This is a genomic window from Candidatus Enterococcus ikei (assembly GCF_017316105.1).
GTDB classification, from domain to species: Bacteria; Bacillota; Bacilli; order Lactobacillales; family Enterococcaceae; genus Enterococcus_L; species Enterococcus_L ikei.
On the sequence record NZ_JAFLWD010000029.1, the window covers coordinates 1 to 2,534 of the forward strand.

Below are 2,534 nucleotides of genomic sequence, written 5' to 3' on the forward strand. Positions count from 1 at the left end.
AAACGCGTGTGAAAAAGCCGATGCGATCTTACTAGGTGCAATCGGCGGTCCAAATTGGGACAATGCGCCAAAGCGTCCTGAACAAGGCTTACTTGGTTTAAGAAAAGCTCTGGGGCTCTTTGCCAATATCCGTCCAATATCCGTACCGGATGCAGTGGTTCATTTATCTCCATTGAAAGAAGAAAACGTTCGAGGCGTTGATTTCGTTGTTGTCCGCGAACTCACAGGAGGTATTTACTTTGGGGAAAAACAACTAGGTGAAACTGAAGCTTCAGACTTATGTACCTATTCAAAAGCTGAAATCCAACGCATTATCAGAAAAGCCTTTGAAATCGCTCAAACTAGAAATAAAAAAGTCACTTCTGTCGATAAAGCTAATGTCCTAGCAACAAGTAAATTATGGCGTCAAACAGCAGAAGAAGTGGCCAAAGAATTTCCGGATTGTATTTTAGAACACCAATTAGTCGATTCAGCGGCGATGGTCATGATCCAAAAACCAAAAGCCTTCGACGTGATCGTCACAGAAAATCTATTTGGTGATATTCTAAGTGATGAAGCATCGGTGATTCCAGGATCACTTGGCATGATGCCAAGCGCTAGCCATAGCGAATCTGGTCCGTCATTATACGAACCAATCCACGGCTCAGCACCAGACATCGCCAATCAAAATATCGCCAATCCAATGTCGATGATTTTGTCGGTTGCGATGATGTTACGTCAATCATTTGGCTTAGAAAACTCAGCGCAGAAGATTGAAGCTGCTTGTGATCGTGTCATGAATCAAGGAATTCTAACAACCGACTTAGGTGGTAAAGCGACAACTACAGACTTTACCGAAGCCGTATTAAAAGAATTGAGAGGTGCTTAGCATGGGAAAAACACTATTTGATAAACTTTGGGAACAACATGTGGTATCAGGCGTCGCTGGAGAACCACAACTACTTTACGTCAATCTTCATCTGATCCATGAAGTAACGTCGCCACAAGCCTTTGAAGGACTAAGAGAAGCAGGCAGAAAAGTCCGTCGACCAGATAGAACTTTTGGCACAATGGATCATAATGTTCCAACACATGATATCTTTAATATCACAGACTTGGTGGCAAAAAAACAAATCGAAGCTTTGCAGAAAAATTGTGAAGAATTTGGTGTAACGCTTTGTGATAACGGCAGTGACCGTCAAGGAATCGTGCATATGGTTGGACCTGAAACAGGGTTGACACAGCCTGGTAAAATCATCGTTTGTGGGGATTCACATACAGCGACACACGGCGCATTCGGAGCCTTGGCTTTTGGTATCGGGACAAGTGAAGTCGAACATGTTTTTGCGACACAATGTATTTGGCAGAATAAACCAAAATCGATGGGTGTAAAAATCACTGGAAAGCTTGCAAAAGGCGTGTATGCCAAAGATATTATTCTAGCCTTGATCGCAAAATACGGCGTTGATTTTGGTGTGGGACATGCGGTTGAATTTTACGGGGAAACGATTGAAAATCTAACGATGGAAGAACGCATGACTATCTGTAACATGGCCATCGAAGGCGGCGCAAAAATGGGAATGATGGCGCCGGATGAGAAAACCTTTGAATATGTACGTGGCAGAGAATACGCGCCAGAAGATATGGAAGCGGCAATCACTGATTGGAAAAAACTACCAAGCGATCCTGATGCAACTTATGACGTGGATCTAGAATTGAATGCGGAAGAATTGGTTCCTTTCATCACATGGGGCACGAATCCGGAAATGGGTATCCCGATCACAGGCACATTCCCAGAAATCAAGGATATGAATGATGAACGCGCCTATAACTACATGGATCTAAAACCAGGTCAACGTCCATCAGATATTGAAATCGGTTATGTCTTTATCGGATCTTGTACCAATGGTCGACTATCCGATTTGGAAGAAGCAGCACGTATCGTAAAAGGCAAAAAAGTCAAAGAAGGCATTACGGCAATCGTAGTACCAGGTTCAAGACCCGTTCGAAAAGCCGCTGAAAAAATCGGTTTGGATAAAATCTTCACCGAAGCAGGCTTTGAATGGCGTGAACCAGGCTGCTCCATGTGTTTGGGCATGAACCCAGACCAAGTACCAGCTGGTGTTCACTGTGCCTCAACATCTAACCGAAACTTTGAAGGGCGCCAAGGCAAAGGGGCCAGAACGCACCTTTGCAGCCCAGCGATGGCGTCAACTGCTGCAATCGTTGGAACATTTAGAGACATTAGAGAGGAGCTTGGTGCATAATGGAGGCATTTACACAACATATAGGAACCACGGTTCCGCTAATGAACGACAATATCGATACGGATCAAATCATTCCTAAATCATTCCTAAAACGAATCGAAAAAACAGGTTTTGGCGAGTTTTTATTTGATGAATGGCGTTACTTACCAGACCGTACACCAAATCCTGAGTTTACATTAAATGAACCACAATATAAAGATGCGACGATTTTGATTTCTGGTGATAACTTTGGTTCAGGTTCATCGAGAGAACATGCAGCTTGGGCATTGGACGATTATGGCTTTAGAC

Annotated in this window: 3 protein-coding genes; all 3 read left to right on the top strand. The window is 43.5% G+C overall.

Annotated features, from left to right (window positions below):
* Positions 1-868: 3-isopropylmalate dehydrogenase (gene leuB, locus JZO69_RS11620; protein ID WP_207113037.1), on the top strand; the 868-nt coding region annotated here is incomplete at its 5' end.
* Position 869: 1 nt separating this feature from the next.
* The gene (gene leuC / locus JZO69_RS11625; RefSeq protein ID WP_207113038.1) at positions 870-2,246 is read left to right on the top strand and encodes a 3-isopropylmalate dehydratase large subunit; all 1,377 of its coding nucleotides are present in this window, start codon (positions 870-872) and stop codon (positions 2,244-2,246) included.
* Positions 2,246-2,534: 3-isopropylmalate dehydratase small subunit (gene leuD, locus JZO69_RS11630; protein WP_207113039.1), on the top strand; the 289-nt coding region annotated here is incomplete at its 3' end. The genes leuC and leuD, both read left to right, overlap by 1 nt.

Bases quoted from the DNA above. Each gene is read 5' to 3' on its own strand.
- leuC (WP_207113038.1), top strand. From the start codon at position 870: ATGGGAAAAACACTATTTGATAAACTTTGGGAACAACATGTGGTATCA.